The organism is Pseudooceanicola sediminis, from assembly GCF_003575965.1.
In the GTDB taxonomy this organism is placed as follows: domain Bacteria; phylum Pseudomonadota; class Alphaproteobacteria; order Rhodobacterales; family Rhodobacteraceae; genus Pseudooceanicola; species Pseudooceanicola sediminis.
Genome location: NZ_QWJJ01000016.1, coordinates 114,576 through 122,309 on the forward strand (window position 1 = coordinate 114,576; position 7,734 = coordinate 122,309).

Here is a 7,734-nt window from a genome sequence, read left to right on the forward strand (position 1 = left end):
TAAACGGATTGGGGTGCAGGAGAGTTCCGTTTGCCGTTCTGGGGCGGCTTGAACCCGCCGATGGCATCCCCCATCTTTGATACGGAGGTTCCAAGCCAGGTATGCCTATTAAGGGTGCCGGACAGCGGAACGCTTGTTGAAAAGGAGAGAGACCCATGGACTTGACCAAGTTCACGGAGCGGTCGCGCGGCTTTATCCAGGCGGCGCAGACCATTGCAATCAGAGAAAACCATCAGCGGCTTTTGCCCGAGCACATCCTGAAGGCGCTGATGGATGATGACGAAGGCCTCGCCAGCAATCTGATCGGCAAGGCCGGCGGCGATGTCGGGGCGGTGACCCAGGCGCTGGCGGTGGCGCTGAAGAAGGTTCCCGTGATCGGGGGCGACAGCGGCCAGATCTACATGGATAACCAGACGGTCAAGGTGATTGCCGAGGCCGAGAAGGTCGCCAAGCAGGCCAAGGATACCTTTGTACCTGTGGAACGCCTGCTGACCGCGCTTGCGCTGGTCAAGGGCGGCGCGCGCGATACGCTGGAGGCCGGGGGCGTCAGCGCGCAAAAGCTGAACGCCGCGATCAACGACATTCGCAAGGGCCGCACGGCCGATACGGCAAGTGCCGAGGATACCTTCGAAGCGTTGGAGAAATATGCCCTGGATCTGACGGCGCGCGCCGAAGAGGGCAAGATCGACCCGATCATCGGCCGCGACGACGAAATCCGCCGGGCGATGCAGGTGCTGTCGCGCCGCACCAAGAACAACCCGGTCCTGATCGGGGAACCCGGGGTCGGCAAGACCGCGATTGCCGAGGGACTGGCACTGCGCATCATCAATGGCGATGTGCCCGAGTCGCTTCGTAACAAGCGCCTGCTGGCGCTGGACATGGGCAGCCTGATTGCCGGTGCGAAATACCGTGGCGAATTCGAGGAACGGCTGAAGGCCATCCTGAAGGAAATAGAATCCGCAGCCGGAGAGGTGATCCTGTTCATCGACGAGATGCACACGCTGGTCGGCGCCGGCAAGGCCGACGGCGCGATGGATGCTGCCAACCTGATCAAACCCGCGCTGGCGCGGGGCGAGTTGCACTGTATCGGCGCGACCACGCTGGATGAATACCGCAAGTACGTGGAAAAGGACGCGGCACTTGCCCGTCGCTTCCAGCCGGTGATGGTGTCGGAACCGACTGTCGAGGACACCATCAGCATCCTGCGCGGCATCAAGGAAAAGTACGAGCTGCACCATGGCGTGCGGATCAGCGACTCGGCCCTGGTGGCGGCGGCGACGCTGAGCCATCGCTACATCACCGACCGCTTTCTGCCCGACAAGGCGATCGACCTTGTGGACGAGGCCGCGAGCCGGTTGCGGATGGAGGTTGATTCAAAGCCCGAGGAACTGGACCAGCTGGATCGCAACATCCTGCAGATGCAGATCGAGATCGAAGCCCTGCGCAACGAGGATGACGCCGCCAGCAAGGACCGGTTGGAAACGCTGGAGCGTGACCTTGCCGATGTGCAGGAACGGTCCGACAGCATGACGGCCAAATGGCAGGCGGAGCGCGACAAGCTGGCCGGTGCGCGAGAGCTGAAGGAACAGCTGGACCGGGCACGGGCGGACCTTGAGATCGCCAAGCGCAATGGCGACCTGGCCCGCGCGGGCGAGCTGTCCTATGGCATCATCCCGCAGTTGGAAAAACAGTTGGGCGAGGCCGAGGAGCAGGAAGCCGAAGGCGTGATGGTCGAAGAGGCCGTGCGCCCCGAGCAGATCGCGCAGGTGGTCGAACGCTGGACCGGCATTCCGACCGCGAAGATGCTGGAGGGCGACCGCGAGAAACTGCTGCGCATGGAAGACGGTTTGCACAAGCGCGTCATCGGCCAGAACTCGGCCGTGCGGGCGCTGTCGAATGCGGTGCGGCGCGCGCGCGCCGGTCTGAACGACGAGAACCGGCCGCTGGGGTCGTTCCTGTTTCTTGGGCCGACGGGCGTAGGCAAGACCGAGCTGACCAAGGCCGTGGCCGAGTACCTGTTTGACGACGACAACGCGATGGTGCGCATCGACATGAGCGAGTTCATGGAGAAACACAGCGTCGCGCGTCTGATCGGCGCCCCTCCGGGCTATGTCGGGTATGACGAGGGCGGTGTGCTGACCGAGGCTGTACGGCGGCGCCCCTATCAGGTGGTGCTGTTCGACGAGGTCGAAAAGGCACACCCCGATGTCTTCAACGTGCTGTTGCAGGTGCTGGATGACGGCGTGCTGACCGATGGTCAGGGGCACAAGGTCGACTTCAAGCAGACGCTGATCATCCTGACGTCGAACCTTGGCGCGCAGGCGCTGAGCCGGTTGCCCGAAGGGGCCGATGCGGGCGAGGCCAAGCGCGACGTGCTGGAAGCGGTGCGGGCGCATTTCCGCCCCGAGTTCCTGAACCGCCTGGATGAGATCATCGTGTTCGATCGTCTGGCCCGCAAGGACATGAACGGGATCGTCGATATCCAGATGTCGCGCCTGCTGAAACGCCTGGCGGCGCGCAAGATCACGTTGCAGCTGGACGACGGTGCGCGGCAGTGGCTGGCGGACGAAGGGTATGACCCGGTGTTCGGGGCGCGGCCTTTGAAACGGGTGATCCAGCGCGTGTTGCAGGATCCGCTGGCCGAAGCCCTGCTGGCGGGAGAGGTGCGCGATGGCGACACGGTGCCGGTGACGGCGGGCGCCGAAGGGTTGCTGATCGGCAATCGTGTCGGCGCTTCTCAGCGCGGCAAGCCCGATGAAGCGACGGTGCACTGAGGCGGTGCACTGAGGCGGTGCACTGAGAGGCGAGAGGCCCCGAGCCGATCACCCGACTTCGGGCGTGATCTGACCTTGGGACCGCGGCGCAGTCCCCTGCGCCGCGGTCATTGCAGGTTTCCGCAATTGCGCCACCGCCGTAGATTCGGCACATTGCGCCGCGTAGGGACACCGAATTCCTGCATCCTCATTTCAAGCAATTTATTTTACAGTGGCGGCCTGAAGTCGGCCGCCACTTATTTGTCAGGCGTAAGGGCCGCCGAGGGCCTTTCGCGGCGATCCTTGCAATCGCGCTCTTTCGGGCAGGTGGACCGGTCTCAAAGCACCTGCATCTTGATTGCAATGGCAACGGCCTGTGCATTGCTGCGCGCGCCCAGCTTTGAGCGCATGGCGGAAAGGTGATGCGCCGCGGTACGATCTGCCAAGGTCAGATGATCCGCGATCTGTTGCACCTGAAGCCCCTCTGCCAGCAAACTGAGAACGTCATATTCGCGGTCGCTGAGCTTGTAATGGTGGCGCGACAGCTCTCCGAAGCTGAGGCTGGTCATCAGGTGTTCGCAGATAGAGCGGATGGTGGACTGCTGGGCCAGGAAGGCGCGATCATGCTCTTCGCCCGAATCCGTGGGATCCTGCACCAGGCTCATCCCGGCGCTGAAGATACCGTCGCCATAGGGAACGCGACGCAGACGCACGGTGACACCGGCCCGCAGGCCGTGGTCGCTGATATGGCGGATCTTGTAGCGGTGCTTTTCCGTCATGTCGGGCGAGTAATAGTCCAGCGGCAGTTCGGACCACAGCTTTGGCCTGCCAGAGCTGCGACAGTGCGTGACGAACGGGTCTTCCATCTTGTGCGCTTCGGCCTGGACGCTTTTGCGATATTCGGCACCCATCCCGGAAAAGGTGGCGGTATCCAGAATCTGCCCGTCTTTCTTGAGGTAGGCCTGGGTATAGTGGAACCGGGTGTATCCGTAGGGCCGCACCACCTCGGCCAGGACCGCGAAGCTTTCTTCGACGGATCGCACGGCTGCAAACCGGTCCGAGATATCTGTGTGGAAATTGGCAAGCTGGTTCATATGGAACGATACTGTTTTCGGGTGTGCCGGCAAAATCAATGCCTGCGCCTGTCCGTGTTTCCGATCACTCTGGCGGACAGGGGCGCCTTATTCATCGGATGTTTTCAAAGTGCTATGGTTTCATTCAGGCGAAAAACGCACGGCTGTCAAGATTTCGCAGAGTTGCGGTTGCTGCGCCCAGACCTGTCCGACATGGTGATCCGAAGGCGGAGAATCCGCGAAAGGGAGTCGGAGTATGGAGCTGGTCGCCCCGGTGATTGAATGGCTGATCGTGGCCTTTGTGTTCGCGATCGGCATCGCGGTGCTGGCCGTGGTGGTGATGTTCCTGCTGGATATCAGCCAGCGAGAGGATGCCGTGCGGCGCAATTACCCGGTGATCGGGCGGTTTCGTGCCATCTTTACGAAGCTGGGCGAGTTCTTTCGCCAATACTTCTTTGCCATGGATCGCGAGGAGATGCCGTTCAACCGGGCTCAGCGCGACTGGGTCTATACGGCGGCAAAGGGGCAGGGGAACACGGTTGCGTTCGGGTCGACCAAGAACCTGTCGATCCCCGGCACCCCGATCTTTGTCAACGCGGTGTTTCCGCCGCTGGACGACCAGTTTGCGATGACCAAACCGCTGCAGATCGGCCCGTATGCGCGCCACCCCTACATGGCGCCGTCGATCTTCAATATCTCAGGCATGTCCTTTGGGGCGCTGTCCCAGCCGGCGGTCGAGGCCCTGAGCATGGGCGCAAAGGAGGCCGGGATCTGGCTGAACACCGGCGAGGGCGGGTTGTCACCGCATCACCTGGTGGCGGAATGCGATATCGTGTTCCAGATCGGAACGGCGAAGTTCGGTGTGCGCGATCACGCGGGAAACCTGAGCGACGAAAAACTGCGCGCCGTCGCGTCCAAACCGCAGGTCAAGATGTTCGAGCTGAAACTGGCGCAGGGCGCCAAGCCCGGCAAGGGCGGCATTCTGCCCGCCGCCAAGATCGACGAGGAGGTCGCGGAGATTCGCGGTGTGCCAATGGGGGTGGACGCCGTTTCGCCCAACCGCCACGCCGAGATCGATGATTTCGGTGACCTGCTGGACGTGATCGGCCATATCCGCGAGGTGACGGGCAAACCGGTAGGGTTCAAAACCGTGATCGGATCATCGGACGCCTACGAGGAGCTGTTCGAGATGATCCGCACGCGGGGTCCGGAAAGCGCGCCGGATTTCATCACGATCGACGGCGGCGAGGGGGGCACCGGTGCGGCACCGATGCCGCTGATGGACATGGTGGGGATGCCCCTGCGCGAGGCGCTGCTGCGCATGGTCGACATGCGCGACAAATACGGCCTCAAGAACCGCATTCGCATTATTGCCAGCGGCAAGATGGTGAATCCCGGCGATGTTGCCTGGGCCATCTGCGCCGGTGCGGATTTCGTCACCTCTGCGCGCGGGTTCATGTTCTCGCTCGGCTGTATTCAGGCGCTCAAGTGCAACAAGAACACCTGTCCGACCGGCATCACCACCCACGACCCGCATCTGCAACGCGGGCTGGTGCCCGAGAGAAAGTTCATGAAGGTCGCGAATTTCGCCCGCGCCGTGGTCAAGGAAGTCGAGATGATCGCGCATTCCGTCGGCGTGGCCGAACCCCGCCTGATGCGCCGCCGCCATGTCCGGATCGTCCAGGCGAACGGCGATTCCATCGTGCTGCGTCACATTCGCCCCAGTTTCGGGGGTGACGACCTGCCGGCCGAGGCCAGCCCGAACAAGATGCCGGTGCAGGCCCCGGATTCGCGTAAGTGACATGTCGCCGCTTTCGGGTGAGATGTTTCGCCTGATCCGGGTCAAATGTTTCGGGAATGCCACGCAGACGTTATCAATCCTCATTTTGACGAAACCGAAAGCCGGGTTAGGACGTACCTGAACCGAGAGTTACGACAGGAGGACCTCATGGCGCGGAACTGGAACGGCAAACTGACCGAAAACGACGTGACCCCAGAAGGGTTGTACCTGAACCGGCGGCAGATCATGGCGGGTGCGATGGCCGGGCTTGGCCTCGGCTCGATCGCGGGCCCGGCACTGGCCGCGCCCACCGGGCTGACGCCGAACACGCTGGAAGAGATCACCAACTACAACAACTACTACGAATTCGGCACCGGCAAGGAAGACCCCGCAGAATACGCCCATAACCTGACGACCGCGCCCTGGAGCGTGGAGATCAACGGCATGGTCGACAAACCCGGCACTTACGCGCTTGAGGATATCGTCAAGGGCAAGGACATCGAGGAGCGGATCTATCGCCTGCGTTGCGTCGAAGCCTGGTCGATGGTCATCCCCTGGAACGGCTTTCAGCTGAGCGCGCTGCTGGACCAGGTCGGTGTGCAGTCGGGTGCGAAATACGTGGCGTTCGAAACGGCCTATCGCCCGGACGAGATGATCGGCGCGTCGCGCCCCGTGCTGGACTGGCCTTATCGCGAAGGTCTGCGGCTGGACGAGGCGATGAATCCGCTGACGCTGCTGGCGACCGGGATCTATGGCAAGGACCTGCTGGGCCAGAACGGTGCCCCGCTGCGTCTGGTGGTGCCGTGGAAATACGGCTTCAAGTCCATCAAGTCGATCGTGCGCATCACCCTGCAGGAAGAGCAGCCCTTTACCAGCTGGAAGGATGCCAATCACCGCGAATACGGGTTCTACAGCAACGTGAACCCCACAGTGGACCATCCCCGCTGGAGCCAGGCCACCGAACGGGTGATCGGTGCCGGCCTGTTCGGCAGCCGACGCGAGACGGATATGTTCAACGGCTATGGCGACGAGGTGGCCGGCATGTATTCGGATCTGGATCTGCAGAAGAACTTCTGAGGTGGCGATGTCTCTTCCCCTCTTGCCCGGCGTGATCGCAGACCCGGTAAACCGCACCCTGCGCAAGGTGCCGGCCTGGCCGCTCTATATACTGGGGGCGATTCCGCCGGTGGTCTTGTTCTGGGCTGGTGTCACCGGGCGGCTGGGTGTCGACCCGGTCAAGGATATGGAGCACCAGATGGGCGAATGGGGGCTTTGGCTGCTGATCGCCGGTCTGTGCGTCACACCGATGCGCCGTTACGCCGGGATCAGCCTGCTGAAGTATCGTCGGGCGTTCGGATTGCTCGCCTTTTTCTATATACTGGGGCATCTGCTGATCTGGCTGGTGCTGGACGTTCAGATCCTGTCGCAGATCTGGGCGGATATCGTGAAGCGCCCCTATATCACCGTGGGGATGGGGGCCTTCGTGCTGATGATTCCGCTGGCGGTGACCTCCAACAACGCGTCGATCCGTCGGCTGGGCAAGACATGGCGCCGACTTCACAAGCTGGTCTATGCGATCGCCCTGCTGGGGTCGCTGCATTTCGTGCTGCTGGTGAAGGGCTTTCAGATCGAACCCTATATCTACATGGCGGTGATCCTGGCCCTTCTGGCGCTGAGACTGCCCCGCACGGGCAAGCGCCGCAGTCTGCGCGCAGCCTGATGGAGAGAGGGAAGGACCGGGCGGAGTGCACAAGCGGTTCGCCCGGTTCTCTTTCCGGGCCGCGAAACAGGACGTTGGGAGCAAAAGGTCGCAAGCGCCGGCCGGTGCAGGGGCGCACAAGAGGCCCGGGGCAGCGCGCAATGCCTGCGAGTCTGTGGAGAACTTGTGATTCACCGTTCCATGGCCGGGTTGGGCGCCTGTTACAGGCGGAAATTCACTTTCTTTTCGTCTCTAAGTGTATGTTATGGTTGGGTAATTCAGATAGTTTCAGGTTTTATGACGTTTTCATTGAAAAAGGGGTTGCGGGTTTAGGTGGTAAACTCTAGAACCCCCTTCACCGGCGGCGCTGAGGCGCACGACGGGACGCGAGACGGGGCGGACGGAACGGGTGGCGGTGCTGCTTTGTGA

5 protein-coding genes are annotated in these 7,734 nt (G+C 62.2%); 4 read left to right on the plus strand and 1 reads right to left on the minus strand.

Annotation, left to right across the window (positions count from 1 at the left end):
* Positions 1-155: 155 nt before the first annotated feature.
* The gene (clpB, locus tag DL237_RS17005; RefSeq protein WP_119400282.1) at positions 156-2,774 is read left to right on the plus strand and encodes an ATP-dependent chaperone ClpB; all 2,619 of its coding nucleotides are present in this window, start codon (positions 156-158) and stop codon (positions 2,772-2,774) included.
* A gap of 317 nt (positions 2,775-3,091) precedes the next feature.
* On the opposite strand, the gene DL237_RS17010 is transcribed toward clpB, so the two are convergent.
* Complete coding sequence (locus tag DL237_RS17010; RefSeq protein ID WP_119400283.1) at positions 3,092-3,847, minus strand: helix-turn-helix transcriptional regulator; 756 nt, start codon at positions 3,845-3,847, stop codon at positions 3,092-3,094.
* A gap of 235 nt (positions 3,848-4,082) precedes the next feature.
* Here DL237_RS17010 and DL237_RS17015 point away from each other — a divergent pair, with 235 nt between their 5' ends.
* From DL237_RS17015 to msrQ, 3 genes are all read left to right on the plus strand, one after another.
* The gene (locus DL237_RS17015; RefSeq protein WP_119400284.1) at positions 4,083-5,627 is read left to right on the plus strand and encodes an FMN-binding glutamate synthase family protein; all 1,545 of its coding nucleotides are present in this window, start codon (positions 4,083-4,085) and stop codon (positions 5,625-5,627) included.
* A 147-nt stretch (positions 5,628-5,774) separates the two neighbouring features.
* Positions 5,775-6,683, plus strand: coding sequence for a protein-methionine-sulfoxide reductase catalytic subunit MsrP (gene msrP / locus DL237_RS17020; RefSeq protein ID WP_119400285.1), 909 nt, complete (start codon positions 5,775-5,777; stop codon positions 6,681-6,683).
* 7 nt (positions 6,684-6,690) lie between these two features.
* Complete coding sequence (gene msrQ / locus DL237_RS17025; RefSeq protein ID WP_119400299.1) at positions 6,691-7,326, plus strand: protein-methionine-sulfoxide reductase heme-binding subunit MsrQ; 636 nt, start codon at positions 6,691-6,693, stop codon at positions 7,324-7,326.
* Positions 7,327-7,734: the final 408 nt, after the last annotated feature.

Bases quoted from the DNA above. Each gene is read 5' to 3' on its own strand.
- clpB (WP_119400282.1), top strand. From the start codon at position 156: ATGGACTTGACCAAGTTCACGGAGCGGTCGCGCGGCTTTATCCAGGCG.
- DL237_RS17010 (WP_119400283.1), bottom strand. From the start codon at position 3,847: ATGAACCAGCTTGCCAATTTCCACACAGATATCTCGGACCGGTTTGCA.
- DL237_RS17015 (WP_119400284.1), top strand. From the start codon at position 4,083: ATGGAGCTGGTCGCCCCGGTGATTGAATGGCTGATCGTGGCCTTTGTG.
- msrP (WP_119400285.1), top strand. From the start codon at position 5,775: ATGGCGCGGAACTGGAACGGCAAACTGACCGAAAACGACGTGACCCCA.
- msrQ (WP_119400299.1), top strand. From the start codon at position 6,691: ATGTCTCTTCCCCTCTTGCCCGGCGTGATCGCAGACCCGGTAAACCGC.